General features: G+C 47.0%; 24 protein-coding genes and 1 tRNA gene. 13 read left to right on the plus strand and 12 right to left on the minus strand.

What is annotated here, in order from left to right:
- Positions 1 to 62: 62 nt before the first annotated feature.
- The 3 genes from OEL83_19835 (at position 63) to OEL83_19845 (ending at position 2,806) form a co-directional block, all read left to right on the plus strand.
- Positions 63 to 1,316 (plus strand): sugar phosphate nucleotidyltransferase, encoded by a 1,254-nt coding sequence (locus OEL83_19835; GenBank protein MDK9709295.1) that lies wholly within the window; start codon positions 63 to 65, stop codon positions 1,314 to 1,316.
- Entirely contained in the window at positions 1,313 to 2,596 is a 1,284-nt protein-coding gene (locus OEL83_19840) for a sugar phosphate nucleotidyltransferase (GenBank protein MDK9709296.1), read from the plus strand. The genes OEL83_19835 and OEL83_19840 overlap by 4 nt, the downstream gene beginning before the upstream one ends.
- A 134-nt stretch (positions 2,597 to 2,730) precedes the next feature.
- Positions 2,731 to 2,806: transfer RNA gene (locus OEL83_19845), tRNA-Arg, on the plus strand.
- Positions 2,807 to 2,943: 137 nt separating this feature from the next.
- On the opposite strand, the gene OEL83_19850 is transcribed toward OEL83_19845, so the two are convergent.
- The 7 genes from OEL83_19850 to OEL83_19880 form a co-directional block, all read right to left on the minus strand.
- Positions 2,944 to 3,243: a hypothetical protein gene (locus tag OEL83_19850; GenBank protein MDK9709297.1), complete on the minus strand. Its 300-nt coding sequence runs from the start codon at positions 3,241 to 3,243 to the stop codon at positions 2,944 to 2,946.
- A gap of 225 nt (positions 3,244 to 3,468) precedes the next feature.
- A complete protein-coding gene (locus OEL83_19855; protein ID MDK9709298.1) occupies positions 3,469 to 3,978 on the minus strand; it encodes a type II toxin-antitoxin system HicB family antitoxin in 510 nt (169 codons plus the stop codon).
- A gap of 459 nt (positions 3,979 to 4,437) precedes the next feature.
- Positions 4,438 to 5,331, minus strand: coding sequence for a tyrosine-type recombinase/integrase (locus tag OEL83_19860; GenBank protein MDK9709299.1), 894 nt, complete (start codon positions 5,329 to 5,331; stop codon positions 4,438 to 4,440).
- Complete coding sequence (locus tag OEL83_19865) at positions 5,294 to 5,626, minus strand: hypothetical protein (protein MDK9709300.1); 333 nt, start codon at positions 5,624 to 5,626, stop codon at positions 5,294 to 5,296. Before OEL83_19865 ends, OEL83_19860 begins: the two co-directional genes overlap by 38 nt.
- Positions 5,616 to 6,905 carry a hypothetical protein gene (locus OEL83_19870; GenBank protein ID MDK9709301.1) on the minus strand — a complete coding sequence of 430 codons (1,290 nt, stop codon included), beginning with the start codon at positions 6,903 to 6,905 and terminating at the stop codon, positions 5,616 to 5,618. Before OEL83_19870 ends, OEL83_19865 begins: the two co-directional genes overlap by 11 nt.
- A gap of 85 nt (positions 6,906 to 6,990) precedes the next feature.
- Positions 6,991 to 7,329: a hypothetical protein gene (locus OEL83_19875; protein ID MDK9709302.1), complete on the minus strand. Its 339-nt coding sequence runs from the start codon at positions 7,327 to 7,329 to the stop codon at positions 6,991 to 6,993.
- A gap of 333 nt (positions 7,330 to 7,662) precedes the next feature.
- The gene (locus tag OEL83_19880) at positions 7,663 to 8,055 is read right to left on the minus strand and encodes a hypothetical protein (GenBank protein ID MDK9709303.1); all 393 of its coding nucleotides are present in this window, start codon (positions 8,053 to 8,055) and stop codon (positions 7,663 to 7,665) included.
- 1,178 nt (positions 8,056 to 9,233) lie between these two features.
- Between OEL83_19880 and OEL83_19885 the strand changes: the two genes are divergently transcribed.
- The 6 genes from OEL83_19885 to OEL83_19910 all read left to right on the plus strand — a co-directional run bounded on the left by OEL83_19885 (position 9,234) and on the right by OEL83_19910 (position 15,052).
- A complete protein-coding gene (locus OEL83_19885) occupies positions 9,234 to 10,931 on the plus strand; it encodes a hypothetical protein (GenBank protein ID MDK9709304.1) in 1,698 nt (565 codons plus the stop codon).
- Positions 10,932 to 11,143: 212 nt separating this feature from the next.
- Positions 11,144 to 11,791, plus strand: coding sequence for a hypothetical protein (locus OEL83_19890; GenBank protein MDK9709305.1), 648 nt, complete (start codon positions 11,144 to 11,146; stop codon positions 11,789 to 11,791).
- A gap of 186 nt (positions 11,792 to 11,977) precedes the next feature.
- Complete coding sequence (locus OEL83_19895) at positions 11,978 to 12,874, plus strand: hypothetical protein (protein MDK9709306.1); 897 nt, start codon at positions 11,978 to 11,980, stop codon at positions 12,872 to 12,874.
- A gap of 49 nt (positions 12,875 to 12,923) precedes the next feature.
- Positions 12,924 to 13,514, plus strand: a complete 591-nt coding sequence (locus OEL83_19900) for an N-acetylmuramoyl-L-alanine amidase (GenBank protein MDK9709307.1) — start codon at positions 12,924 to 12,926, stop codon at positions 13,512 to 13,514.
- 172 nt (positions 13,515 to 13,686) lie between these two features.
- Positions 13,687 to 14,097, plus strand: coding sequence for a hypothetical protein (locus OEL83_19905; protein MDK9709308.1), 411 nt, complete (start codon positions 13,687 to 13,689; stop codon positions 14,095 to 14,097).
- A gap of 58 nt (positions 14,098 to 14,155) precedes the next feature.
- Positions 14,156 to 15,052, plus strand: coding sequence for a radical SAM protein (locus OEL83_19910; protein ID MDK9709309.1), 897 nt, complete (start codon positions 14,156 to 14,158; stop codon positions 15,050 to 15,052).
- Positions 15,053 to 15,357: 305 nt separating this feature from the next.
- Here the strand turns inward: OEL83_19910 and OEL83_19915 are convergent, their stop codons facing one another.
- A complete protein-coding gene (locus tag OEL83_19915) occupies positions 15,358 to 16,563 on the minus strand; it encodes a hypothetical protein (GenBank protein MDK9709310.1) in 1,206 nt (401 codons plus the stop codon).
- A 606-nt stretch (positions 16,564 to 17,169) separates the two neighbouring features.
- On the opposite strand from OEL83_19915, the gene OEL83_19920 reads away from it, so the two are divergent.
- The 4 genes from OEL83_19920 (at position 17,170) to OEL83_19935 (ending at position 20,627) form a co-directional block, all read left to right on the plus strand.
- Positions 17,170 to 19,341 carry an adenosylcobalamin-dependent ribonucleoside-diphosphate reductase gene (locus tag OEL83_19920; protein MDK9709311.1) on the plus strand — a complete coding sequence of 724 codons (2,172 nt, stop codon included), beginning with the start codon at positions 17,170 to 17,172 and terminating at the stop codon, positions 19,339 to 19,341.
- Positions 19,342 to 19,370: 29 nt separating this feature from the next.
- Positions 19,371 to 19,883: an SEC-C metal-binding domain-containing protein gene (locus tag OEL83_19925; GenBank protein ID MDK9709312.1), complete on the plus strand. Its 513-nt coding sequence runs from the start codon at positions 19,371 to 19,373 to the stop codon at positions 19,881 to 19,883.
- Positions 19,880 to 20,302, plus strand: coding sequence for a VanZ family protein (locus tag OEL83_19930; GenBank protein ID MDK9709313.1), 423 nt, complete (start codon positions 19,880 to 19,882; stop codon positions 20,300 to 20,302). Before OEL83_19925 ends, OEL83_19930 begins: the two co-directional genes overlap by 4 nt.
- Positions 20,303 to 20,468: 166 nt before the next feature.
- On the plus strand, positions 20,469 to 20,627 hold the full coding sequence (locus OEL83_19935) for a hypothetical protein (protein ID MDK9709314.1): 159 nt from the start codon (positions 20,469 to 20,471) through the stop codon (positions 20,625 to 20,627).
- A gap of 130 nt (positions 20,628 to 20,757) precedes the next feature.
- Here the strand turns inward: OEL83_19935 and hemB are convergent, their stop codons facing one another.
- From hemB to OEL83_19955, 4 genes are all read right to left on the minus strand, one after another.
- Complete coding sequence (gene hemB, locus OEL83_19940; GenBank protein MDK9709315.1) at positions 20,758 to 21,735, minus strand: porphobilinogen synthase; 978 nt, start codon at positions 21,733 to 21,735, stop codon at positions 20,758 to 20,760.
- 100 nt (positions 21,736 to 21,835) lie between these two features.
- A complete protein-coding gene (locus OEL83_19945; GenBank protein ID MDK9709316.1) occupies positions 21,836 to 23,203 on the minus strand; it encodes a sigma-54 dependent transcriptional regulator in 1,368 nt (455 codons plus the stop codon).
- 90 nt (positions 23,204 to 23,293) lie between these two features.
- Positions 23,294 to 25,561: an ATP-binding protein gene (locus tag OEL83_19950; GenBank protein MDK9709317.1), complete on the minus strand. Its 2,268-nt coding sequence runs from the start codon at positions 25,559 to 25,561 to the stop codon at positions 23,294 to 23,296.
- A gap of 9 nt (positions 25,562 to 25,570) precedes the next feature.
- Positions 25,571 to 26,131 (minus strand): DUF4390 domain-containing protein, encoded by a 561-nt coding sequence (locus OEL83_19955; protein ID MDK9709318.1) that lies wholly within the window; start codon positions 26,129 to 26,131, stop codon positions 25,571 to 25,573.
- Between the last annotated feature and the right edge of the window lie 300 nt (positions 26,132 to 26,431).

The raw sequence follows: 26,431 nt of genomic DNA on the forward strand, positions 1-26,431 counted from the left end.
TGAATAGTTGATTATTCCCCTCGTGGTTTTATCGAGGCCCAACGTCCTCCTTGAGGTGCAATATGCTCAAACCTACTACGCTGGCGATGATTTTGGCAGGAGGCAGGGTCGACGAGCTTAACGTCTTGACCTATTACCGTCCCAAATCGGCAGTCCCTTTCGGTGGGCTTGGCCGGGTCATTGACTTCTCTCTGAGCAATCTCATGAATTCCGGGATAGAACAGGTGGCTATTCTCAGCCAGTACCGGAGTTACTCCCTTATCAATCATATCGGCAACGGAGCTGCCTGGGATATGATAGGGCGCTATCGGCAAATTTCCATCCTTCCGCCATTTCTTGGAACCGAGGCAGCTGATTGGTATCGCGGGCCAGCCGATGCCATCTTTAAGAATCTCGATTATGTCCACTACCACGATCCCGAAGAGATTTTGATCCTGTCGGGGGATCATATCTACAAGATGGATTATCAGGATATGATTGATTACCACATTGCCAAAGACGCCGATCTCACAATTGCCTTTACCAAGGTTCCCTTTAAGGGGGCCGACCGTTTTGGCATTGCCACCCTTAATGATGAGGATGGCGATAGAGGTGGACGAGTAGTCAACTATTGGGAAAAGCCGGAAAACCCTGAGTCGGATTGGGCGTCAATGACCGTGCTTTGTTTTAAACCCGAGGTGTTGTACCAGGCACTGGAAAAAAATCAGGAGGGTGATTCGTATCATTTCGGCAGGGATATCATTCCTGTTTTACTCAAACAAAATTGCCGGGTCTACGGCTATAAATTCTGCGGGTATTGGGGGTATACACGGACCATCAATGAATACTGGCAGTCGAATATGGACCTTCTTGGCAAGGAACCACGCATTGATATGGAGAAGTGGGTATTTCGAACCAACCTCGACCACCGGAGTATTCGCGACTTTGAACCAGCGTACATAGGTGACAATGCTGTCGTCCAGAACAGCTTGGTGTATAATGGTTGTAAGGTTGAGGGAAAAGTTAGGAACTCTATCCTTTTTCCGGGGGTTCAGGTGGGGAAGGGCGCTGTTGTGGAAAATTCTGTTTTATTTTTCAGCAATCAGATCAAAGAGAATTGCCGGTTAAATAAGGTCGTTGCCGATGTGAACAGTGTCTTTGGCAAAAACGTGGTCATTGGCCCGGAGGTTTGTGATGAAAGCACCGAGGTCACGGTCATTGGCTGGAAAAATGAGGTGCCGGATAATACCGTAATTGGTGAGGGTGCGACAATCTATCCGGATCTTGGCCAAACTAACTGGCCTGATTGTGTCAAAGCCGGCGAGGTGTTGCGATGAAAAGAGTGAAAGAGGCACTAGTTCTCCTCCTTGCAGGAGGTGTTGGTAGCAGGTTGAATATTCTGGTCCAGAAGCGCGCCAAACCAGCTGTGCCCTTTGCTGGGATTTACCGGATAATTGATTTTAGCCTCAGCAACGTCATGAATAGCGGGCTTACCAAGGTTGGGGTACTCACTCAATATAAACCGCTGTCGTTGATGAGCCATCTGGGAACAGGCGAGGCCTGGGACCTTACCGGGAGAAGCCGAGGGATTAAAATTCTGCCGCCGCGAACCGGAGAAAAAGAATCTGATTGGTACCAAGGAACAGCCGACGCAGTGAGAAGAAATATTGATTTTCTTGCACATAATCAAGCGGAAGAGGTTGTTGTTCTATCCGGTGACCACATCTATCGGATGGATTTCGATGCGATGATAGAATACCATCGATCAAAGAAGGCCGATGTGACGATCGCGATGATGGCTGTGCCGAAAAGCCAGATCCATCAATTTGGGGCGGGGATCGTTGATCGTAATGATCGGATCATTGACTGGGAGGAGAAGCCGAAAGAGGCAAAGACCAATCTCGCCTCCATGGGGATCTATGTTTTTGATTACAAATATCTGCTCAAGGCTCTAGCCCATGACAGGGAGGAGCACGATTTTGGTATGCATATCCTGCCTAGGGCTATCGCCGAAGACAATGTCTTCGCCTATCCTTTTTATGGATATTGGCGCGATGTCGGGACAATCCAGGCGTATTGGGAAGCCAATATGGATGTCCTGAGAAAAGACAGCGGCATTTCTCCTCAGAGATGGCAAATCAGGACCAATATCGACACCGAAGGGCGGACTGCCGATCGCGCTCCTGCCCGTTTCGGCCAAGGGTGTCACCTTAAAAACTGCATGGTTTCCTCCGGCAGCCTTATTCGCGGAACGGTAATTAACTCGGTATTGTCTCCCGGAGTCGTAGTCGAAGAAGGGGCGGTGGTTAAGGATTCTATCCTTTTTGAAGATTGCGTTGTCAAGGAAGGCGCGGTTGTTGATCTCGCCATTATGGACAAACGTGTGCAGGTAGGCGCGAATGCCACCATTGGTTACGGAGACAATCACACCTGCGCCAATCGCCGCAAACCCAGCCATCTCTACACAGGAATCACTCTCGTTGGAAAAGGGGCGAGAATTCCTAATGAGCAGAAGATAGGAAGAAACTGTGTCATAGACAGTGGTGTGCCGGAGAGCTTTTTCCCCGGAAGGGTGTTGGAGGACGGCGAATCGTTGTTGAACAGCGATGAAAGCTAGGAGACAGGCTGATTGCCTGGTGTTCGAAGGTATCGGATTTCGAAAGACGAATGGCAGTGTAGGAGAACAGATTAAAAAGATTGCGCTTTGAAAAATCTTAGGTATTATTCCGCCTGATTTTTAAATAGTCAGTTGCCCTCGTAGCTCAGGGGATAGAGCACAGGATTCCTAATCCTGGTGTCGGCGGTTCGATTCCGCCCGAGGGTACCAATGTCATTGAAAGGATTAACAGGTGATTTCAACTTGTTAATCCTTTTCTTGTTTGCTGGGGCTGCTCTTTAATCTCATGACAGGAATTGTTTGTGTGTTGTTTATGTGTGAATTGTTAACTCGCAGATAATAACCTTTTAATTTTCTTGATTTTCCTTCTCTTGTTTTTCCGTTTCATCCAGATCTATTTCCTGCTGACCATCCAGATCTATTTTCTGCTGCAAAAGTATTTTATTGTTAACAAGGACAGGGATCTGAGTTGCTTTCCTCCAGTTTCGCTGAGCTCCAACTTTGTACTCCAATACTATGAAATAGAGTCCTTTCTTCTTCAGTTTCATTTGTGACACGTCCATATGAAACTCTGCAAACATGGTGTTTGCTTCCATGCCAAATTCATGTTCACCAATAATATCAGGTTTACTCGACTGGTGTTTCATAGAAAACTTCATGTTAACAGTTTCTGGTGTGTCTTTGTTGTCATGAAACCATTTCGTGTTGATCGAGAATGAAGAAAGGGTTAACTCACCTGTTTCTTTGTTTATTTTACTTAAAGGAATTGAATTCAGTGTATTAATATAACTGAGTGAACTTTGCTTTTGATTAGTTAGTACATGTTGGCATAGTACGGTCCAAACGTGATGTATCATTGTAAACCTTTAGCTTTAATTTGTATGTTTTGTCCACCTAGGGGCGTCAAAATCTACTCTTTCTTTTAATTCTAAAAAATTTGTTTCTGCGTTTTGGTGTTTGGTCTGCACAGAGTTGGGCTGAGTTGCATCTATTTTGACTATTTGAATATCGATTTTTGGGGATGTCGGTAATCGACTTTGCTTCAATCTTGCAAGCTTCTCTGTAATTGCCTCTTTGCAAAAATCATTTAGATTTTGTCCTCGTTTGCTTGCTTCAACAGCAGCCTCTTTGTGGATTGATTCGCCTACTCTGATGTTGAAAGAACCTTTGAAAGCCTTTTGTGGTTGCCGTCCCAATAGTTTGCAAGTCTCAAGGTAATCATCTACAGCTGCTTTAAATTCTTTATTTAGACTATCAAGATTGTCAGCTTCGTAAGTGATTAAATCGTTTATAAACAAAATGTTGCCATGAAGAATCTGATCTTCTAGATCAAAATCCACCGAACCAAAGTAGTCTTTGTAATTTAAGTTTTTCGTTTTCATAAATATCCATCCTCTTTTAATTTTCTCAGGATGTCGATGACTTGGTATGGTCGCAAAGTTTTTGGGTTATGCGGTTTATGTAAACTCAGTACTGAGTCTTTCTCTGGATGATAAAACTTTACTCTCGACCCGCTACCTTCAAGGAGACTGTAGCCAAAATGAATCATTATGGCCTCAATATCCTCCCACCTAAAACCTTTCGGTTTGCTTTGGAGTTCTAATATTTTTTTATCGATTGAGGCCACAAATATACCTTATTCTTTTATGGTAGTACTTGTATCGGACATATGCAACTAAACTTTAGTTGCATATTGGCAAGACATACCATGTTTTGTTTAATAACTCTACAAGAGAATGAGTTGATGGGTTTTCCTGCGGTTTTATATTAGTCTTGGCGGTAAATTCTATCCTCATCATTGCCCAACTCGAAAGCATGGGGGCATGGAAAAGGACCCAGAACTATTTGTTTTGATCCTTATATTGTGATCTTACTTTCTCAAATCGCTCAAATGCCGCCACTTTATTGTTTCCAAGGGAATGAATGTAACCTTCTGTTGTCTTACGGTTGTTATGGCCAAGGATCTCTTGAATATGTGAAATAGGAACGCCAATACTTTCCATGAAACTTGCACCAGCATGTCTTAGAGGATGGAATCGGAAATATTTCACACCAGCTTTTTGGCAAAGTGATCGCATAATTTTTTTCCTATCCTGGTATGGTCCTATGACGTTTTTCCCTTGATTGCGTGAATAGTAATTATGCCAAAAAACCCAAATGACCGAGTCTGTTCTTCTCGCAAAACGATTAATTAAGATTTTTTGAAGATCCTCAGTCATTGGAAGGACTCTTGGTGTTTTTGTCCCATGCTTTTTCTTTCTAGTGTACAAGGTGATTGTTCTGTTATTAAAATCTATGTCTTGCCATCTGAGATTATTGATCTCTCTAGAACGAGCAAAAGTATCTCGAAGGCAACAGAGATAGTCCTGCTGCTCTTGAGATGCTGCCTCAAAGACTTTGTTGATATCATTTAGTGAAGGAACATATATCTCTTCCTTCTCCACCCTCATCATATCAACTTTTAAAGCTGGATTTTTCTGCACGTAGTCCTTTTTTATTCCCCAGTTGAATAGAGAACGGAGGTATCGAAGTTCTTTGTTGGCGGTTTGATTAGAAATTTTGCTTCTTTCGTCTCTCAATTTTGTTATTACCTCCATTGTGATTTCCGAGCAAGATAAGCCTGACCATAACTTTGCCCATCTCTTTGCGTGGTAGAGAGTATCCATGTAATGTTCAAGAGAAAGTCGTTGCTTTACTTCATCGAGTCGCAGATTGACCAACGTCAAAAAGTCCATGTCTGTTGACGTCGGTTTGCCCAATTCCAGTCTTTTTCTTTGCTCTGCTTCCTTTGCCTCTCTCTTGGTTGTAAACCATGCCAGAGTGTACCTGATGCTCTTCATCATGAAGTCGTATCTCCACCCCTTCTTCTCCACAAAATAAACGCTCATATAAAACCTCCTTAGGAGGGAAGAACATTCTCCCTCCTATTTTTATTCCACCAAATTTCTTAGAATTTTTGCTAACCCATGAAATGCTCTGGTTGAACATTTTTGCAATGTCAGCAGGCTTCAATGGATTCTCATCGAGCATGGTGTTCCTCTTTTAAGTCTATCGGAGGATATGGAGTAGGGTAGAGGCCTTCTTTTGGGTGTTCTGACTTCAGTGAATGCAAGATAGAAACTGACTCGTATATTTCTCGCTTTTTCTTCTCTATTCTTCTCACGAATTCTGGTTCATCATCGAGAAAAAAGGCTATTATATCCTCATCTAAAATGTGTTTGCCAATGTCAATAATATGGTCAGGGTCAGTTGCATGAACTTCATGAAAGGCTGCAAGTGACATTGCTATTCCAATGTATTGCTTTCTTAATGCAACATAGTCTTTCTTGGGTAGGGGGCGTTGTCTTGTTCTGATTTCATTTCCATCCCATTTTACGGATGAAAGATCTTTCCAAAAATTTGAAAGGTTAGCTCTCGATTGATGATTCTGGTCATGCTCTATCCTCTCAGAGCAATGTCGAGCCCAAGAAAGCGTGCAGTACGTCCAGATAGATTGAAAGGATTCACAGAGGTCAGCAAAGGTATCGATTCCAGTCTCTGATTTTTCGTCAGTTTTTATTGTCTTTAAGATAGGTCTTCTTAACTGAAATTCGGCTCGTGTTACAGGTTGAGCATCATACCGAGGTTGGCCCCAGACCTCTGAAAAAGTAAACTGTTTGACTGCATCACGTCTTAACTCAAGAACCTTGTCGTATATTCTGAGCATTATGTCACCCTTGCCAACGGCAATGCTGGATAGCTGGTAATTGGTGAGGTATGTAGTAAATAACTGAGAGCGAGTGATCCAGTAATCTCTATCTGCGATATTCAAATCTGAGATTTTGGTCCCAATGAAATCAGCTGCAAGGTGAACCTCGGAAATCTGATTTTTAACGATGACTCCACCCAGAACAGCAATCCATCTTGAAAATCGATAGAAAAGTTCTTCGAAGCCTGGAAGCCAGCATGATTCTGAGCCAATTTCAAAACTGGTATTAGGAATTTTATCTTTGCTTACTCTGGTGTTGAGAAGAAAAGTAAGGTCACCGGATGTCAACCGGAATGTGAAAAGACGGGTTCCGGTTCGATGAACATTCCAGTTGAAACCACCCGGGCAATAATAAGGTTTTTCTTGCAGACTTTCGGTGTGTTGAAGAGATAATTTGATTTCTGCTAATTCATCTAGAAATGAAGATTCCTGCCAATTTATCCAGAAACTGACTTTAAGTTTATCTACATTCCTGGCTAGTGCAGGGGGGCATGCTATTCGGGCTTGCCCCCCGGAAATCTGAGTGTCCTTGACATTAACTGTGTTGTTGTCTACATTCATGCTAACTCCTTTCTTTGTTTGGGGTTTAGCCTTCTTACTGATCAGATCCGCCAAGATTCGAGATCAGTTTGAAGGCTTTTTTGTTTCAACTCTTTTTAAGCCTTTCTTCTTTTGTTTTTTCCATGTCAGCTTTGAGTGTTTTGATCTGTTCGTCGGCTGCAATAGTCATATCCATCAATTTCTCAAGTGCTTTGTCCCCAGCATTGGCTTTTGCCAATTTAACCATTTCTGTAATTTGAATAATCTTAGGTAATGTTTCTTCTAGCAACTGGGTAACAAATGTGGCAGCAGGAGTGCCGGTCTCTTTGGAGAATTCCATAAGTACGCTGTGTACATTTTCATCCAAAGACAGAATCATTCTTTTCCTAGCCATCGTGGATTCCTCCGTTTGATCGCCCGATGTTATATCCAGCGGATAGTTCATTTATATATCCTGTGGATATAATGTCAAGCGATTTCTATCGCGCTGGCCGTAGGGCAAATCGGCAGATGCTGGATAGACTCGAACTACCACGGCCCAAACGGGCAGTCTCGCAAGCCTTTTGCCGCTGTGGAAATGGGCGTTTCGGCTCATTCCTCGACCGGGCACACTTTTAAGGCCCTTTTCGTCTTCGTCACTCCCAAAACGCCCATTCCCGCAGCTACCTCCGTGCTGTTCGCTATTCTTTGGTAATTGAAACCGAAGAGCAAGCAGGTATCGGCAAAATTGCCGATACCCAGCTTCCTCTTCCTTCAATAACAACAATCCCGTAGAGCTCTATTGAAGTTTCGCTAATAAGTTAGTCAACTCCGACACAGGATAGTCCAAAAAGACACTCTGCTTCTCACCTCTTATGGCAATAAAAGCGCCATCACTAATTTGATACCTTTCTGTCCATTCGATGAAGAGCTTGGTTTTTGTCTCTTCGATTCGATATTGCAAGGGGATGCTATGATCGGCAATCCGTAGCGCAAGATTTTCTCTTTGATCTAAAAGCCATGCTTCTCCGGAAAGGCTAGAAAACATGATAAATTGTCCATATCTCTCTAGTTTCATTATGCAGTTTTTTGCGTATACAACATATTCTGCAACTTTTTTGTTCAAATTCATGATTGAACTTTGATTAGATTTTCGCCTTTCAAGTGCTCTTAAAATATTTCGCTTGTTCATTTGTGTTCCTTAGATGATTGGTTGTTGAAGCATCAAAAACGGCCTCAGGATATTTGATCCTGTGTAGGTTTTATCAGCTTTTCCGTGTGGGATTTTGTGTGAGAAAGAAGCCAATAATGCAAGAAAACGAGCTGTATTGACTGGGAACAACGCTATATCGTGTTTAAATATAACGTGTAAAAAGAAGGGGATGTGGTGATTATGTAAGGGAAGGGACTGATTCCTAATCCTGGTGTCGCGCGTTCGATTCGCGCCGAGGGTACCAATGTCATTGAAAGGATTAACAGGTGATTTCAACTTGTTAATCCTTTTCTTGTTTGCTGGGGCTGCTCTTTAATCTCATGACAGGAATTGTTTGTGTGTTGTTTTTAAATGGACTCGGGGGCGCCGATGCCATGGATTATTTGCCCCTGAGTCTAGGAGGTGGATTTTTTTTCAGGAACCTGTGGCGATGCGCAGTACCGTCCGACATAAATGCGTCGAGATTGAAAGGAAATGGCTGTCTAATTGTTGATTTACAAACTGATAGTACATCGAGAATACAAAGTATATCTATCCAGGAAAACCCTAGCCGGCAAAAATACAGGCTGCAATGGCCACAAAAATGCAGCCAGATAAGATGATTTAAAAACGGAAAAATAGGTATATATACGGATTGTCAAAGTGTGGGGCCTGTGTTACGCAAACACTGTTCATCCTATCTCAGGGGGGAATGGCATGGGCGCTCAAATCTTCCAATCTTCGAAAAACACCATCTCTACCGCCAACATCTCGCATGATGCGAGTGGCCTGCCCTCAAGTAAGACCATATCTGAAAGTTACTCCAGTTTGCTGAATACCTTTGGAAAAAAGGTAGATTCCACTGCCTCTGCCAGAGGCTCCCATTTGAATACAATCTCATTTCCGGCTGAATGGGGCCGGTTTGTGCGTCGTTTGGTCTAAGGGCACAAAGTGGCCCACCGGGAACAGATTGAATCATGAGGTGCCGATCCTAGTTTCTGGGCATTTAAATGCAGCAGGTACGTTGTTGATGCTAACCGTTGGCAATTTTGTGTGAGGGGAATTTTTGTGGAAGCCATTCGCATATATGAGATTTAAGCCGTTAACAACTTCTCCATCTGCCAACTGGCAATTTTATAGAGAGGTTGAAAATCCTGGATAGAAAAACAGGAGGCAGTATGCAGAAACCCGAAAAGACTATTGTTGCTGTGCATGGCATAGGCAATCAGACTGCATTCGACACTGTCCAGGCTGTCGTCAAACAGTTCTGTAAACATTACGGGCAGCCAGCAACGGTATCCCTTGGTCGTCTCGACAGCGAAATTCGTTCAACCCGGAACGCTCTCGTTTTATCACCTCCCCTCGATCCCCAGCTCCCACTGAATGTCGCCTTTACCGAAGTTTACTGGGCAGACATTGCCCGTGGGGTAGAGAACAAAGGCTACCAACTAGAAGATACTCGCAACTGGGCGCGAACGGTTATCGAGCGGTTAAAGCTGCACCAGGAAAACAATAAGCTGTTCACACTGAAGGATTACGAGCTGATCAAACTCGTGCTCCAGGAGATAATCAACGCCATTTCAGTTTCCGAGGTGCTCATGACCGTCTTTAAACATGTCGGCGCCTACAAGCCGAAACTTGAGAATGTCCTCACCAATTATCTGGGAGATGTGCAGCTTATGACGGAGTTCCGAGTTGTCCGGGAACTGATTCTCGCAGAATTCGACAAGGCCATGACTGCTCTATACAACTATAATCCTGCCACAGAGATCTATATACTCGCCCACAGTGAAGGGACTGTCATCTCTTTCTTGGGGCTTCTCCGGGCTTTGCGACAAGACTCTGGCGCGGTTCCACAGCCTTCCTGGATCGACACCGTTAAGGGATTCGTAACCCTCGGTTCCCCTATCGACAAGCATCTTGTGTTGTGGCCAGAGCTGCGAACTGAATTTGAATCTAGCGGCGGCACGTGGAAAGAAACACTCATCCGCTGGCACAACTACTCCGACTTAGGAGATCCAGTCGGTTTCAAGCTCGATACAGCCCGAGACTGGCTGCAAAAGATCGGCTGTGGGTGCTTTGACTTCCCGGAACAGAACGATTTCAGCTTTACCCGCAGTTACCTACCCGGCAAAGCCCATGTTGATTATATGACCGATACGCAGCTCTTTGGCCACATAATCAACACAGTGATTGACCCCCAGCCGGACCAGCCAGATCCGAAGAGCAATATTTTTGCAAAAATCCTGAACTATATCCTGCCTTATGCAGCAGCATTTGTCCCTCTCCTTGTAGGAACCTATCTACTCTACCAGGCGGTAGACAAATACATGTGCTATACAGAACCCAACTTAAGCATAGTGCTTAACTCGCTGCTCATAGCATTACTGCTCAGCGGAACTACAGCGCTGTCAAGAGTTGTGAGACTGTCGCGGCGTTGGTTGGCTCAATTGTTTGCATTAGTTTTCTACCTCGCGACAACCTGTCTGGTTATTCAATTTGTGTCGCTCGAAACAAGGGCAAACATAGGCAAGGCATTGAGTGCTTTGCTGGGTTATGAAAATACAAATATGGCGATTTTCGCGGCTTCAGTACTCATCGCCGCTTGTGGGCTCCTATCTAGAAGGTACAGCCTCAAACCGCTCTTATTCGGTGGATTTTTTGTCGTTATGTGGGTCGTTGGATATATTGTCTTCGGCGATAAGCTGGTACTTTCCTCCAGTTCCGTGGTCACAATGGCCATAGCCTTCTTTTGCCTTTGGTGGCTGAGCGCCATCCTCTTTGATCTCAGTTTCATCTGGCATATGTACATCCGTAATAATCGCGCTGTCGACAAATTGCATGAGGTGTATATTTCGGAACTCAGTCACCTATAACCGTTGCTTGTGATCTTCAAACTGTGTGCGAGCATCTTTGTTTTTTAGGCTCGATATTATTAGCTGGAAGCTACAAATATAATATAGGAGTATTAGCTGTAGATTAGCCGAACGACCTTTTTTCTCCTAGAATTCAATGAATTATGACATAGGTAGTTTGATTATGAAAGGAATGAGCCTGGAAGATAGATCCAACGATTAGGAGGAGATAAATGAAACTAAATATTATAATTTTGATGATTGAAGTGCTATTACTGGTTCCTGGAGTTATCTGTTTAGGCGGAGAAAATTCCGGTGAGGAAAAAAGCAAGAACGGTGTCGGATATTTTCAATTAGCTCCGGCTATAGCCTTAGAGGCTTTTTCCGATGCATATGTAAAGGAAGCAAAAATAAATGGAGACAATAAGATTGTTAGGATTACGGATTCCTACGATTACAGTGCATCCATTTGGATGATGGGGCAGTATGTATTTCAGGACTGGGCAAGAAGCGGGAAAAACAAATACGATAACTTTGCACCTGGAATATATATGGCAGCCAAAGTGATATCCGAAGACAGTAAATTGTTTGATGGAGCAAGTATTGGTGTTTCTTTGGTTTGGTTCAGGAATGGTTTATGGGCAGGAAGAAATAAAAACAAGGAGAGCACAGAAGCACAAGAGGAAAATAATGATACTGCCAGGGACGAAAAATTATGGTTTCAGACGATTAATATTTCAGCCGGACCGGCATGGCATAGGACAAGGACGCTTGGACAGGGAATCGTGGATGGACAACCATTACCTTCTGAATATTCATCGATTGAATACAAGGACGAAGACGAAATTTCTTGGGTTATTATGGTCTCCGGATCTATCTAAGAAATTATTCGATACATAATGGAATATTGTGAAATATTTATGGGAGAAGATGCGTTGACCTCCAACGATTCCGAGTGATCCATGGCATGGCTGGCATAAAAATGGATAGTTTTATTAGCATGTTTGATGAGCGTAAGTCTCATGGTCCAGAACGGTTGCTTTATCATCTAACGGCGGAAGGAACATATGAAACCAGAATCGCATAAAAATATAACTAATTTGGCTATAGGGATTTATACCAAATTTGCATCCGGTGGAAAACTTGCCCTCGCATTACAAGATGAAAGATTATTAAAGGCCACCTGGGAAGGAAGTATGGATGAGGACAATATAAGTCCTTCCCGAGGCCTAAACTGGCATTTCTTTCCTTCAAACACCACCATTGCAAATGGTGAAATTTCACTTGTTCCGATCTTCTTTCCCAATTTCAAGCTCCGTCCGACAAGCCTGTTTTGGATTACAAAAAGACAAGGAGATTTCCTGGAGCTCATACAGGACGGTGCAAGTAAACATCTCTTTTCAACTTTTGGCCGTATACTCCACCATATTCAGGATATGAGTACTCCATCTCATGTCGTTCCTGTTTATCATGGGCCATCAATGGAAGATTCCTTTGAAAATTATTTGACAATGACCTCTCCAGTCAATCATTGGGAGGCGATCGAGAAAAGACTCCAGGATATGCAAGGCTATTTTGATGCCGTTCTGTCCGGAGTGGCTACAGAGGATTTTACCAGCCTTTATAATAAGGCCGCTCACCGAGTGTTGAGCGAATTACAGGCGCCTCTCAATTTGTTTCCCGTCGTAATCAATAATGACTATCCTGATGCAAAAGTATCGTCTGATGCCTTTTGGCTTTTTTATGATGGTCAAGATGCAGATACTGTTCCGCTAAGAATCAAGGGGTTTGGCAGGTTTGGTCATCTCGGTAAAAAATTTGGGGTATGCACTACGTATAACGTCCAAGGAAAGGATATCAAGATCATGCCGAGTGTGTTCGAAGACATAGCTGTTCACTATATGAAATCTGCGGTTGAGGACAGCTTACGAGCACTTAAATATTTTGACCAAAACCTGGAATAACTCGCGCTGCTCGGCAGTGTCAATCTTCAATACATGGAGGTTAAACGATATGATTCTTCAGCGACTGACCAATCTCTTGAGCACAACGCCGCGACTGCACAATATTGAACCTACCTTGCTTGTTCTTCATGCAACGGCAGGAGCCAGCGCAAGATCCAGTATAGATTATTTGCGCTCCAAGGGAAACGCCTACCATTTTATTATTGCCAGGGATTCCCTGGATTCTGATTGGACGTACAAATCCGATGGAACCGAGTCGCTTGTATATCAATGCGTGCGGTACCACCATCGTGGCAGGCACGCCTCCTCAACCATCCCTGTGCCAGGAACCCATGGTGAAGGTATTAACGATTGCTCTATTGCTATTAGTCTCGCCAATTTGCAAAAACACGTCCCAAACGATCCCAATCCGGGTTCGGAAGAATATACTGAACAACAAATGCTGGCACTTAATGCTCTTATTATCCTGGTTAAAAATGAAGTGCCTTCGCTTAAAATGCTGACAACCCATGCGGTAGTCCAGCCATGGAATCGCTCGGATCCCGTGGGAATTTATGGCCAGGAAATAGCGGCAAGGCATGATCTCGATTGGTGGCAACCAACACCGGCAGAAATTGATAAATATAAACCGCAGACTTAAAAAGGATGGGGATGGGGCCTGTTTTGTCGCCCTTCGCATTTCCATGGGCGGGGAACAGAAGACAGTCAAATAAGCATCTCCAGAGAAGTGTATACGACAAATGGCTGCAGTATTGATTGGGGATTGAACTGGGAATCCACTTTATTCAACAAAGAACGAAGGGGGGAGTTCGATGAAAGCAAAATTATATTTGGGAGATATTAGCCAGGAGAGAATCAAGCCCGACAAGATCGGAAAAGTCCCTGTGAAAGAGTATTTCAAGAAGGATGATAAGGCAATTGTGATCTGTTGCGATGCGTTCTGCTGCATTCTGGATTGCAGCCGGCCGGTCCATCCTGGGGATCTTGTTACGTATGAGGAGCGCGTCAGGAAGTGGGGACCGGAACTGGTCTTGAGAAAAGAGAAGTTCGGTGGCCTGGTATGGAACCGCCGGACCGGCCATATCTGGGAACTCGGTCAAAAGGAAACGAAGTTATGCCTTGATCTTGCGAGGGGCAAGAGCCTGAATGAGGTTATCAAGGAGCATGGGGTCAGCGAAAGCGAGCTCTACTCGCTGCTGGCTGATGTTACCCAGCAGCTGTAACGGCAGGCTGCGGTAATGGTTCGAAGACACCAAAATAGCACGCATTCCTGAGGTGATTATGAACAATAGGCCGGGTGCTCCATTGCTTGTAACAGTCAATGTAACCGGGGTCTGCAACCTGAATTGCAGTTACTGCTATTTTCAGCCACGGTTGCAGACCCACATGCCGTTCGATGACTACCGGACGACCCTTAACATATTGCGGGAGCATGAGATTTTTCTTCTGACTCTCAGCGGCGGGGAGCCGTTTCTACATCCCAAGATCAGCGAATTGCTTCATCTGGCCCACGACACCTTCGAACACACCTCGATCCTGACGAACGGCACGGCCCTGCAGGATGAGCATTTCGAAACAATTGACATGATTGTGAGAAAGAAAGGCTTCTTCCCCATACAGGTCTCAGTGGACTCCACGGAACCTGAGATAAACGATAACACTCGGGGGAAGACTGCTGTAGTCCTGAAAAACCTGCAGAGGCTCAAGGAGGTTGGCGCGAGCATAACCGCGGCTATCGTTGTTTCGTCCCAGAACATCGACAGGATTGAAGAAACCATTGCTTCGCTGGCGGACGTAACACGCCATTTCCACGTCATGCCGATCAAACCGGTACCGTTTCTGAAGGGGAAGGATTGGTATCTCCAGGTAGACCCTCCACGAATGGATCAGGTGTGGAAAAAGCTTATCGGGCTGCGGGACAAGTACGGGGTCAGGGTACGAACGCCTGTGGACGACCTCTGTAATAGTGTGGAGACGTCGGCTGTCGGGGCGCCGTGCATGGCAGGGTTCACGAAGCTGGCGATAGATCCGAACCTTGATGTTCGGCCTTGCGACAAATGCGTGAGCACGGTCGTCGGTAGCCTGAAAGAGGAGACTCTTGACGAGATCTGGAATGGGGACCGCCTGGCCGGAATTTATCAGCGTGCCACCTCCTTCTGCGTCAGCGGGTTGAACTGATGTCTACACTGGGCTCTGTCCCGGGGATGTGGCACATGACAAATACATCCCAAAAAAGTTGCGACGGTGGGGGCATTTGATCTCAAGCTGCTTCCTTTGGGAGTACTTGATCTGCAGAATATCGGCAACCAAGGCTTCAATTTGCCGCGGTCTCAATAGTTATTGATGCCCCTCCGGTTCCGTTAGAGATTATCTTGGAGTGAAGGCAAAAAAATACCCCAACAGCTTGAAAGTTGTTGGGGTATTTATATACCAGCATCAATCACCCCACTCTCGTTAAAGAATGGGGGGCAGACTCTTAGATCTTAGAAACGGAACCGTACACCTAAGCCAAAGCGACCATAGTCAGCAAGTTCGTCGATTTCGTCAAAGGCTGACCGCACTTCGAAGAACAGAGAAGCGTTGAATTGATCAGGTTCGCCGTATACTCTGGCTCCAAATCCAGCAATCATGTCCACTTGACTGTCTTCGCCAGGCAGATCGTCGTCACCGTTGGTGACCCAACCGCCAACTCCGAGATCAACGAAATATCTGGAGAAACTGTATTCAGCCAGCAGATCAGCCATAAATGCCGAGGCACCGTCTTTTCCATGTACCTCAGGAGCCCAACCAACCAATCCAAGAAGTGCAAATTGTTCAGCTAATTTGTACTCAATACCAGCTCTGGCGAACAGGTAATTGGAAGGATCAAACTGCCGGTAATAGCCGAGATCACCTACAAAGCGAAGTCTGTTGGTTCCTGTAACCTGAGCGGCACACGCAGGAGAGGTGGCTTCCAGTCCCTTATTGTCGGCAACGGTAACTTTGATGGTATTGGTACCACATGGCATAGCAACTTCACTGGTAAGGGATTTGCCCTCAACCACTTTTTGGCTGACAACCTTGCCGGTATTATCAACAACAGCAACGGTCATTTTGGCAATCTCACCATCTGGGTCGGAAGACGTGCGCGCATCAACCGTAACAGTTTCACCACAGAAGGCTTTAACCGGAGTAACGGTCATTCCACACTGTGGAGCTTTGTTTGGTGGGGGAGCAACAGCAACCTCAGGAATTTTGCTCTCACCCATCAACGCAACGTTCCCACAACCAAGTGGAATAACGAAGTTATAACGAACCCCAGCCTTATCAACAAAAAATTGAAATCCTGGGAAGGGTTTATCATTTCCCCAAGTCACGTCTTTAACTATGCGAATGGTCCCTTTGCCCTTTTTCTTGTAAAACATCCACTCAAACTGTGACCCCTTCGGAAACTGAACCAAATCAATTTTGCCTTTGGCGACCTGGGTCATAAAATCTTCATACAAGTCACTTCTGCCGGCGAGAGCAAAGCCCTTGGCAACCTCAGGGGCCTTCAGCTTTAACATGGACAGCAGGTCTTCTTTGGTCTTCAGCGGCGGTTGATGAAAAGGACTTCTGCCTATTTCTACTAAAGTGGTGGCCGCATTCGCCACACTCACAGAAACAAGCACCAATGCCATGACGAATAATGAAAAAGCTTTCTGTTTCAATTCTCTCCTCCTCACCATGTTAGATGATAGATACTTAAAAATTTACATGCGCACATGAAACATACCGTATAACGCTGCATCCGATCATAACTCGAAAAACAGCATTTTCCTAGAAAACAATTGAGAAAAATCTGATTTTCCTGAGTCATCCTATCACAATCATAAAGAAATTTCAAAAAAATTTAAAAATGTTCGCTCATCCCCTCAGTTACGTCACGCAAACGGCAAGGTGAAGGGGGGTATGCTTAGGACATTGGTTGGTTTAGCGGACATCCATCGAATTGGAATATTTCCTGAACACCGAAATTTGGTTTTTTTTCTTTTCTGTGTTCGTCTTATAAATTTTATCATATCGCCTGATTTCTCTTGAAAAAACCTGCACTCTATGAACCTCCCTAATTTTCTGTGGTTTTAGGAAAACCACCATATGTTGTAGATTGATATTGAGCAAGCCATAAATGTGGGGTATAAGATGGCCTGTGCCCTCTGAGTTGTAACGAGCAAAAAAGATTCAAAAGAAGATTCCCTGCGTTTATCGGACGTCTCCCCCAGGAGAGATTGACCGGAATATTGTTATCATCCATTTCTCTTAAAAGAGGTCCCTGCATGACACCGGACTTGACCAAACAGGCTTTGACTACTACCGCTGAAACGGTTCTGGCAAGAAGATATTACCTTAAGGATACTGATGGTAACGTAACAGAGACTTGGGAGACCTTAGCCAGACGTGTGGCAAATGCGGTCGCAGATGTCGATCGTGATAAGAAGTATCATAAGCAGCTCCGGGAAGATTTTTTTAATATGATTTATCGGCTGGATTTCCTGCCGAACTCGCCCTGCTTGATGAATGCTGGAACTGATCTTGGGCAGCTTTCTGCATGTTTTGTTTTGCCCGTTGATGATTCGATGGACGGCATTTTCTCCGCCATTCGCAATGGAGCCTTAGTTCATAAAACCGGTGGCGGTACCGGCTATTCGTTTTCCCGTCTCCGCTCAAAAAACGCCTCGGTACGTTCGACCCAAGGTGTTGCCTCCGGTCCCTTGTCCTTCGCCGCAGTTTTTGACGCAGCTACCGAAACCATCAAGCAGGGTGGTAAGAGACGTGGTGCAAATATGGGTGTGTTACGTATAGATCACCCCGATATTATGGACTTTATTGTCGCAAAAGCCGATCAAAACCGCTTTAATAATTTTAATTTCAGCGTGGGCATCACCGATGTCTTTATGCAAGCGGTGGAAGAAGATGGTGATTTTGACCTTATTGAACCATCCACCAGGCAGGTCGTTAAACGGCTCAGTGCCAGGATGGTTTTTGATAAAATAATAGACTTGGCTTGGCATAACGGCGAGCCGGGCGTACTTTTCATCGATACTGCCAATCGCGACAATATGACCCCGCAGCTCGGAGAGTTCGAGGCCACAAATCCCTGCGGAGAGCAGTGGTTGTTGCCATTCGAGAGTTGTAACCTCGGCTCAATTAATTTGGCGAATTTTGTCAGCAAGGGTGCCGTTGATTTTGACAGGTTGAAAAAGATAGTGCGTATTGCCACGGTCTTTCTGGACAATGTCATCGACTGCAACCGTTTTCCCATTCCCGAGATCGAAGAAATGACCCTGAAAACCAGAAAAATAGGGATGGGGATCATGGGATTGCATGACATGCTTATTCAGCTGGAAACGCCGTATGCCGATGAGAAAGGCCGTGCCCTCGCCAGTGAGGTGATGCGTTTTATTAGAGACACCGCCGAGGAACGATCCTCCGAGCTTGCAACCGAAAAGGGCCCTTTCCCTGCCTACAATCCCGAGATAAACACCTATCGCCCCCGACGTAACGCCGCCCTCACCTCCATCCAGCCGACCGGAACGGTATCGATGATTGCCGACTGTGCCTCCGGGTGCGAACCGTACTTTTCTATCGTCATGGTGAAAAATGTCATGGACGGTGATCGGCTCATTCTCGTCAATAAATACTTTGAGAAGGTGGCCCGGGAAGAAGGGTTTTATTCTCCCGAGCTGATGAGCAAGGTGGCGGACAGCGGCACGGTAATGGGACATAAAGAGATTCCCCAGCGATGGCAGGAAATCTTCCGCACTGCCCAGGATATCGTCCCTGAGGATCATATCAAGATGCAGGGTTGTCTGCAGCAAAGCGGGGTTGACAGTTCGATTTCGAAAACCATCAACCTGCCGGCAAACGCAACGCGGGAAGAGGTCAAGCTTTCCTATATTAGCGGGTATAAGCTCGGCTGTAAGGGCTTGACCGTGTATCGTGACGGGTCAAGGGACAACCAGGTTTTGAATGCCACGGAGGCGCACCCCAAAGAAAAAACCGCCATTGTTTCGGAGCGCGGGCCGGTCAAACAGATACTGCCGGATACACTCAATGCCAAGCGTTATCGGGTGAAGGATCAGTATCAGAAGTCGGTGTACATCATCGTCTGTTTTGATGAAAACGAAAAGCCCATGGAGGTGTTCGCCAAGTTTCCTTTTGATAACAGGGTCGACCTGAAGGACAAATCGACCATGTGGACAACCACCTGTCGCCTGGTTTCACTGGCTTTGCGGTTTAATGTACCAATGGATGAGATTATCAAACAACTTGACAGGTCGAGCGGCCATATGCTAGACCTTCCCGCGCAGCTCGGGAAGCTCTTTAAGTCCTTTTTGGCTGGAACGCAAAAAGGCTTTTCCTCCATATGTCCCGAGTGTTCAGGGATGCTTCGTTTTGAAGAAGGTTGTGAAACCTGCTACGAATGCGGCTACAGCAAGTGTTCGTAATACATTATTAAGATGCAGAGGTTCGATAGATGGCAAAGATAGGCAGAAACGACAAATGTCCTTGTCGAAGCGGGAAAAAATATAAGCATTGCTGCGCCTACAAAGAGCAAGGCGCCATTGCCCCACCGCCGGTCAACGTGTCTTTGATGAGTGCGGTGCGGGATATTCAGGCCGAGGCTGTGAACAAGCGGGTCGTATGTCGTGAACTGGGAGTGTTTTTCTTCTACGCCACAGAGCTTGGCGATGCGTGGTTGCTGGAAATGACCGAATCCGATTGCGTTCAGATTGCCAGGGAAGGCGTGGCCCTTGAACCACCTATTGACGAAAACACCGAAACCATAGAGATCAATTATAGCCACACCTTTAAGGTGGACAACAGGCAGTTGGTGCTTACTGCCTATGCAGACAAGGTGATGCAGGTCATGGCGGATGCGCCGACCCGCGAATTGAATGCCGCCATCCGTCGCATAAAAAAGAAATTTTCCGGTAAGCAACTGCAGCAGGTCCATCTTCCAAACCCGGAACCGCCCATCGAAGCATGAGCAGGACACTGATTGCCGGTTTACGGACAATTCCCATGGCCCTGGTCATGGGGATCATTTTTTTTCTTTCCGCCCAACCAGGTGATACCCTGTATCTTCCCCCTTTCCCCGGAATCGATAAACTCGCCCATCTTGCTGCTTATGGTGTGTTGGCCGCTTCGGTACTCTTTGCCTTCAGCTCAGGGTTCCGGGAAAGCAAACCATCAACCGTTTTCTCCTTCACCGTTGTATTCTGTCTGGGCTACGGCATCTCCGATGAAGTGCATCAGGTGTTTGTGCCGGGAAGGTCGCCCAGCGGTTTCGATATCTTTGCCGATGCCTGTGGTGCTTTGCTTGTTTGTGGTCTTTGGTTGGGGTGGAAAAGAAATCGACAGGCGCGAACGGCTCCGGCAGTAAAAGAAATGCGGGCCGTCTTGTAAAACAGCTATCTCCTCCCTATACTGGAAAGTAGACAACGAAGGATAAGGCACCAATCAAGGAGGTGAGTGATGCTAGGCGAATCGAGCAATATTTCCACTCTCATTCATAGTGAAAGAATTTCCCGGGGGAATCAGATCCGACCCGGAGGAGGGCAGGAGGAGGAAGATGCACAGCAACAAAGCTATGCCGATGTTGCCTCTTTTTCCCCGCAATCGCTGGCACTCGCAAGAAACGTTACTCCAGCCGGAGCTTCTGCCGAGCAAGAACAGCCGCAATCACAAGGGCGAGGGCAGGGGGGAGATCGTAGCGGGTCGGCCAGATTGATTGATATCCGGGTGTGATGCGTCTTGTTTTTAGTGCTGTGCCCGGGGGGGGCAGGTTATAAGCTCCCCCGGTTTTGTTTCAATCGCTCTAATCCGCTTGTTTTCTTTTGAAAGCAAGCGGATTCTTTTGTTTAGAGCGCTTGCAGACGCTTTGCCATATCCTTGGCGAAGTAAGTAATGATAATATCAGCACCCGCCCTTTTTATCGACAGCAGGGTTTCTTCCATAACCCGGTCACCATCGATCCAGCCCTTTTCGGCGGCAGCCTTGATCATTGCGTATTCGCCGCTGACATGATAGGCGGCAATCGGCAAATCGAACTCGTCACGCAGGCGAGAGACAATATCCAGGTAAGCGACGGCTGGTTTGACGATAAGGATGTCGGCACCTTCGTCGACATCGAGGGTCGCTTCCCGTAAGGCCTCTCGGCTGTTGGCCGGATCCATCTGATAGCTTTTGCGGTCGCCGAATTGCGGGGCACAGTCGGCGGCATCCCGAAATGGACCGTAGAAGGCCGAGGCGTACTTGACCGCGTAGGACATGATCGGCACTGACTCGTGGTTGTTTTCATCAAGAGCGGCCCGGATCTCTGCTACCCGGCCGTCCATCATATCGGAAGGCGCCACCATGTCGGCACCCGCCTCGGCATGGGACAGGGCTGTTTTGGCAAGAATTTCCAAGGTGGCGTCGTTGTCGACGACATTATTGATCAGACAGCCGCAATGGCCGTGGTCGGTATATTCGCACAGGCAGACATCGGTAACAACGAGCAGCTCGGGCACCTTATTTTTCAGTTCTCTGATCGCCGTTTGGATAATGCCGTTTTTAGCGTGGGCACCCGAGCCTACACCGTCCTTCTTCTCCGGTAAGCCAAAGAGAATGACGGAATGCACACCAAGTTTCAAGCACTCCCTGGCCTCTGCCGCCAGCTGGTCGACGCTCAGACGGAATACACCGGGCATGGAGGGGATGACCTCGCGCTTGTTCTTGCCCGGCATGACAAACAGGGGATAGATGAACTGGCTCGCGGTGAGCTGTGTTTCTCGGATAAGTGCACGAAAAGCACTGCTCTTTCGAAGTCTTCTGGGTCTATTTTCTGGAAAAACCATGGATGCTCCTGTAGTGGTGAGGTTGGGCCGAATCATTGGGAAATTGCAAATTGCCAGACATCAGCGCTTCCCGTGTTGGTTTCGGTAGTTGCACGTCGACCTATTGAATGATGTTCAGAGATTTTAGCTTTTTATGAAGATGACTCCTCTCCAGGCCAACGAGTTCGGCGGTTTTCGAAATGTTATTGTCGTTGGCGAGGAGCTTATTCTGCAGGTATTCCTTTTCAAAAAGCCTCTTGGCAGTTTTATAGTCGAGGGCGAGAAGTAACCCCAGATTGGTTTCGCAGCCCACTGGCCCCGCCGCTTGTCCCGGATGCAAAAAGAGAGAAATGTGTCCGGCGTTGATGACCGGCTCTTGGCACATGATCACCAATCGTTCGACAAAATTGCGCAGTTCCCGCACATTTCCCGGCCAATGATGCTCCATCATCGCCTGATAGGCATCAGGGGTGAAGTGTTTGCCCTTAAGGCCCTTGCCGGTCAAGTCCTGGATGATGGCTGTTACCAGTAAAGGGATGTCCTCCAGGCGATCCCTGAGCTGGGGAACATGAATCGGCACGACATTAAGACGCCAAAAAAGATCGGCCCGAAACTTGCCGGCCTCTATATCCTCTTCGAGATTTTTGTTGGTGGCGGCAAGTACCCTGACGTTGACTTTTATGGTTTTGCTGCCGCCAACCCGTTCAAACTTTTGCTCTTGAAGAATGCGCAGGATTTTTGCCTGGGTGTTGAGGCTCATGTCGCCGATTTCGTCAAGAAAGAGAATGCCGCCGTCGGCCTGGTCGAATTTACCGCGCTTGCTGGCGTGGGCTCCGGTAAAGGATCCTTTCTCGTGACCAAACAGCTCTGATTCGATCAGCTCTTCGGGTATGGCCGCGCAGTTGACCTCAATCATCGGTTGGTCGCAGGACTTTGAAGAACGGTGAATCGATTGGGCGACCAATTCTTTGCCCGTGCCATGATCGCCCCTGATCAAAACCCAGGCATCGGTTGGGGCAACCATATCGATCTGTTGCTTCAAGGCCCGTATTGCCGCCGATTCCCCAGTGAGAATCGGTTTCTCGGGGGATCGTTGGCGCAGAAGGAGGTTTTCCTGTTCCAGTTTGGCAAAGCGCAGGCCGTTGGTTATGGCGAGGATAATCTTGTCGTAGGACAGGGGCTTTTCGATGAAATCAAAGGCGCCTTTGCGTGTTGCCTGAACCGCTGTCTCAATGGTGCCATGGCCGGATATCATGATTATCGGCATATGATACCGTTCGCGGATTTTCTCCAGGGCGGCCAGGCCGTCCATGCTGTCCCCCAGCCAGATATCGAGCAGTACCAGGTCAATGTTCGTCGATTCGAGGAGGTCAAGGCCCTCCTCGGCGGAAGAAGCGGTGATAGAGGAAAATCCTTCGTCTTCAAGAACACCGGCCAGCGTCTCCCGGATGCTGATCTCGTCATCAATTATGAGAATGCGTTTGTTCATGGAATTGGCTGTGCCTCGGGTGCGCGGAGGGAGGCAAGTCCCGGTTCGTTAGCAATAGCAACTAAGCTCTGCTCGACATCGACGTTGCCTTTAACCCTGTTTCAGGAGTGGCAGTTCAATAATGAAAACTGACCCGGTGGGTTCATTGTCCTCAACTCGGATGTAGCCGTTATGGTCAGCAACAATCGTCGAGACGATCGCCAGCCCCAGGCCGGTTCCGGTCTTTTTCGTTGAAAAGTAGGGCTCAAAGAGCTTGAGTTTGTTGTCTTTGGAGATGCCCGGCCCATTATCAAAGACCTTAAGAAAAACCTTGTCTTTTTCCGGGTCGAGAGAAAGCTCGATATCTATATTACCGCCATCCGGTAAAACCGCAACAGCATTGTCCAAAAGGTTGATAAGGCAGCGTTTGATCTGCTCGGCATCAAAGTTGAAGATCGGAATCGCCTCCATTTCCCGGCAGGTAAAGTTTATATTCTTATGGCCTTCCTGGTAAAGGAAAAGTGTGCTCTTGGCGAGTTTGCCGAGGTCTTCCGGTGATTTCTGCACTTTGGGCATGCGGGCGAATTGTGAGAACTCGCTCACCAGCCGTTTCATTTCATCGACCTGGGTGATGATGGTGTTTGTGCACTGGTCGAAGATGCTGTTCTCCTCATTGAGGATTTCCGGATAACGGCGGCGCAGGCGCTGGGCTGAAAGCTGGATTGGGGTAAGCGGGTTTTTGATCTCATGGGCGATCCTTTTTGCCACTTCTCTCCATGCCGCCATGCGCTGCATCTTTTCGAGCTTGGTCAGATTGTCAAAGACCAGTACGAAGCCGATGGGTTTTCCCCCTTCGTCCTCAAGCCGGGTAAAATTTACCAGGAGAGAGTAGTTTCTGCCGAGGACATTCAGCCGGATATGTTGCTCGACGGTGGTCTTGCCGGTAATGTGCAGTTCCTCGATAAAGCCGTCAACGATGGTCGCCTGGTAGCTGGGCAGCACATCCTTGTAGCTGAGTCCGAGGAAAAGATTCTTATCTATATTTAAAAGCTTTTCGGCAAAGCGGTTAATCGTAGTGATTTTTCCTGCTTCATCAAGGGAGATAACCCCTGCCGAGACGTTTTGCAGGATGATTTCGGTGTAGCGCCGCCGCTGTTCCGATTCCTGGGAGCTTTGCTGCAGGGCGGCATGGGCCTCTCCCAGTTTTTTGTTGCTGGAGTTGAGGTTGAGGGTCATCTGGTTGAATGAGTCGACAAGAAGTCCCATCTCATCGTTGGAGTCGCGTTCCATGACGAATTCAAGATCACCATCGGCAACCCGCCTGGTCGCCAGAACAAGCTTTTCCAGAGGCTCGGTGATGCCCCGGGAGATATATAGGCCAAACCAGATAGCGGCAAAAATCACCAGGAGGGTGACGATCAGCAGGATAATCAGCAGCCAGAACTTAAAGGGGTCCTTGAAATGCTTTAATTGCCGGTAACCGGTAATGCCTTTGGAAATATTAGTCATTCTGGCTAATTGCTCACTTTTAACCAGGAGCGAGGTCACCAGGATTGCCTTGCCGAGTTGGCCGCTGCCCAATTGGATCTCGGCGACACAACTTACCAGATCTCCTACCTGGACCTCTTGGATGAGGGTCTCTCGAGTTTGCTCGGCTCGTACCTTTTCTAGTACCTCCACCGGCACTTTGGGGAGAATGGTGCTGCGCAGCTGCGGGCCCCGCACGATGATTTCCAAGTTCTTGTCGTTGGTAAACAGGCTGAGGCTGTCGGGGCCATTAATCGGGTTGAAGGAAAGGATATTCTCCAGGGTCTTGCTGATGTCCTCCGGTGTATAGGATCCGATATCGAGGTCTTTTAATCGTTCGTCGATGCCCTTGCTCATGAGGGCAACTTGGTCTTCCTTTTCGTGGAGCAAGGATTGGGCAAGTTTCAGTGATTCGGTAAGGGAGTCTTCGATGCTCGTATTAAACCAGTAATCCATGCTGGTGGAGACAAACTGGAGGGCGACGAAAAAGAGCAAAATGGTTGGAATGAGTGTCAGGGAGAGGAAGGAGACAATCAGTTTTGTTTTGAGTTTATTGCCGAGCCGGTTGGCCCGCCGCTCGAAGAGGAGTTCAGCCAGGTGACGGAGTACCAAAAAGAGTACGAACAACACCAACAGGACGTTAATGTTGATGAGGGCGAAGATTAAGATATTATTTGTTAAAGGGACCTCGGTTCCGCCTTTGAGAAAAGTGCTTTGCAGCCAGACAAAGAAGGGGATGAGGAGCAGGCAGATGAAAATGGTCCGGCGGACGAGTTTTCGTTTCTGCTGTATCTGCTCAGCACTGTAGGGCCGCCTGTTTTCGGTCTGCTCTTTCTCGGGGGGATTATTCATTGTCGGCTATCAGTAGGCAAATTTAAGGAAATACCAGTCCGTCGCCACTTCCGACCACGAAAGAAAGGGCACGACATTGTGGAGACTAAGCGGCAAGGTCTTTTGATACAGTTCGGCGCGAAGTTTCAGTTTGTAGCTATTGTCGGGGATGAGCTGCTGCAGTGCGACGACCTTGGTGCCGTTAAGCTCGTTGAGGGCCTTTTGTGCCTCCTCCAGGGTTTTAAAAGAAAGGGTTTTGTTGTTTTCCTCTTCGAGGGTGATCCGGTAATTTTCCTTCAAGGGGTCATAGGTCATTATGTGTTGAAATACGAGGGAGGCAATCTGTTCGTCCGGCCAGTTTTCCTTGGTTTTGTACAGTTCGATAAAAAATGAGAATTTGAGGGCTATGCCGCTACGCAGTATGGCCACCATTTCCGGCGTGAAGTCGTAATCAAGGGTGCCGAAGGCTAAAAGATGTGTTGTGGAAGAGGTGGCCGTTACTTCCTTGAAAGCAGCCTTCCTTTTTGCATCGGCCGCCGAAGCAGGTTGGGCAGCGCTTAGACAAAAGAGCCAGAATGTGAGAAAAATCACAATGAGTTTCAAGAATATATCCGAATAAAAGAAGTGATCGGCGGTGAGACCTCGGTACTGGGTGAGGTGGAGAATCGTTTGCCTACCTCGCCTGTGCCGCAGGATGTGACGACGGCCCTCCTCTTCAGGAAGGAGGGCCATTTGGTGTGTGGTGATCTGTCGTGACAGCAAGCAAGCCCAGTTTGCCGGTAATCTACCTGATCTTCGATCGGTTGTCCATGGCTTGTTCCACCCTCTTTCTGTGAGTCGGCTGTTCGTTTTGCCGGTTTGCAAGATTGCCTCCTTGACAATCGGCCGGGT

Source organism: Desulforhopalus sp. (assembly GCA_030247675.1).
In the GTDB taxonomy this organism is placed as follows: Bacteria; Desulfobacterota; Desulfobulbia; order Desulfobulbales; family Desulfocapsaceae; genus Desulforhopalus_A.

Coding starts and splice junctions, on each gene's coding strand:
- OEL83_19905 (MDK9709308.1), top strand. CDS start 13,687: ATGAAAGCAAAATTATATTTGGGAGATATTAGCCAGGAGAGAATCAAG.
- OEL83_19865 (MDK9709300.1), bottom strand. CDS start 5,626: ATGCTCGATGAGAATCCATTGAAGCCTGCTGACATTGCAAAAATGTTC.
- OEL83_19885 (MDK9709304.1), top strand. CDS start 9,234: ATGCAGAAACCCGAAAAGACTATTGTTGCTGTGCATGGCATAGGCAAT.
- OEL83_19890 (MDK9709305.1), top strand. CDS start 11,144: ATGAAACTAAATATTATAATTTTGATGATTGAAGTGCTATTACTGGTT.
- OEL83_19910 (MDK9709309.1), top strand. CDS start 14,156: ATGAACAATAGGCCGGGTGCTCCATTGCTTGTAACAGTCAATGTAACC.
- OEL83_19920 (MDK9709311.1), top strand. CDS start 17,170: ATGACACCGGACTTGACCAAACAGGCTTTGACTACTACCGCTGAAACG.
- OEL83_19950 (MDK9709317.1), bottom strand. CDS start 25,561: ATGAATAATCCCCCCGAGAAAGAGCAGACCGAAAACAGGCGGCCCTAC.
- OEL83_19930 (MDK9709313.1), top strand. CDS start 19,880: ATGAGCAGGACACTGATTGCCGGTTTACGGACAATTCCCATGGCCCTG.
- OEL83_19850 (MDK9709297.1), bottom strand. CDS start 3,243: ATGAAACACCAGTCGAGTAAACCTGATATTATTGGTGAACATGAATTT.
- OEL83_19895 (MDK9709306.1), top strand. CDS start 11,978: ATGAAACCAGAATCGCATAAAAATATAACTAATTTGGCTATAGGGATT.
- OEL83_19840 (MDK9709296.1), top strand. CDS start 1,313: ATGAAAAGAGTGAAAGAGGCACTAGTTCTCCTCCTTGCAGGAGGTGTT.
- OEL83_19900 (MDK9709307.1), top strand. CDS start 12,924: ATGATTCTTCAGCGACTGACCAATCTCTTGAGCACAACGCCGCGACTG.
- OEL83_19875 (MDK9709302.1), bottom strand. CDS start 7,329: ATGAACTATCCGCTGGATATAACATCGGGCGATCAAACGGAGGAATCC.
- OEL83_19860 (MDK9709299.1), bottom strand. CDS start 5,331: ATGGACTTTTTGACGTTGGTCAATCTGCGACTCGATGAAGTAAAGCAA.
- OEL83_19925 (MDK9709312.1), top strand. CDS start 19,371: ATGGCAAAGATAGGCAGAAACGACAAATGTCCTTGTCGAAGCGGGAAA.
- OEL83_19945 (MDK9709316.1), bottom strand. CDS start 23,203: ATGAACAAACGCATTCTCATAATTGATGACGAGATCAGCATCCGGGAG.
- OEL83_19855 (MDK9709298.1), bottom strand. CDS start 3,978: ATGAAAACGAAAAACTTAAATTACAAAGACTACTTTGGTTCGGTGGAT.
- OEL83_19880 (MDK9709303.1), bottom strand. CDS start 8,055: ATGAACAAGCGAAATATTTTAAGAGCACTTGAAAGGCGAAAATCTAAT.
- OEL83_19870 (MDK9709301.1), bottom strand. CDS start 6,905: ATGAATGTAGACAACAACACAGTTAATGTCAAGGACACTCAGATTTCC.
- OEL83_19935 (MDK9709314.1), top strand. CDS start 20,469: ATGCACAGCAACAAAGCTATGCCGATGTTGCCTCTTTTTCCCCGCAAT.
- OEL83_19835 (MDK9709295.1), top strand. CDS start 63: ATGCTCAAACCTACTACGCTGGCGATGATTTTGGCAGGAGGCAGGGTC.
- hemB (MDK9709315.1), bottom strand. CDS start 21,735: ATGGTTTTTCCAGAAAATAGACCCAGAAGACTTCGAAAGAGCAGTGCT.